Here is a 420-nt window from a genome sequence, read left to right as displayed (position 1 = left end):
CTGGGGCGGGACAGGATTTTATCGACTGATTGCAGTGTGGTGAACGTACAACTGCAAAGCAGGTTCTGGCACTGGTGGTAATTCTCTTTGGTATTGCCGGTTAGCGTGCTGGGTATTGGCGGTTTTAATCGGAGCCGAGGCGCTTTTTTGATACAGGGCCGCAATGATCACACCGGCGGATAACTCGCCGCCAGCAGCCAGAATAATGACCTGTTCCCCTTCGGTCGGCGGCCACCATGTGCGGGCCTTTTCGGCGCGACGGACAGACCACGGCAACCAGTCGGTCAGTAATTCACCGCAGCGCACGCGGGCTTTGGGCGGATCAAGGGCCAAATTCACCTGCTCCACGATACCGAAACGGATCAGATTCATTATCAGGCGATAGATTTCGGCGTTGGTCATGGCGGTCAATACTCGTTA

The 420-nt window shown here is 55.5% G+C and carries 1 protein-coding gene and 1 pseudogene; both read right to left on the bottom strand.

Going from position 1 to position 420, the window contains the following annotated elements; genetic code table 11:
* The coding region (locus tag V2A85_RS24520; RefSeq protein ID WP_420072668.1) for an ogr/Delta-like zinc finger family protein at positions 1-164 on the bottom strand (164 nt) is incomplete at its 3' end.
* A pseudogene (locus tag V2A85_RS24515) lies at positions 118-372 on the bottom strand (phage baseplate assembly protein V); the annotation flags it as partial. The pseudogene V2A85_RS24515 and the gene V2A85_RS24520, both read right to left, overlap by 47 nt.
* Positions 373-420: the final 48 nt, after the last annotated feature.

The organism is Yersinia sp. 1252 StPb PI (assembly GCF_048593885.1).
Lineage (GTDB): Bacteria > Pseudomonadota > Gammaproteobacteria > Enterobacterales > Enterobacteriaceae > Yersinia > Yersinia enterocolitica_E.
The sequence above is the reverse complement of the archived record's forward strand: the minus strand, read 5'-3'. Positions and strand labels throughout refer to the sequence as shown.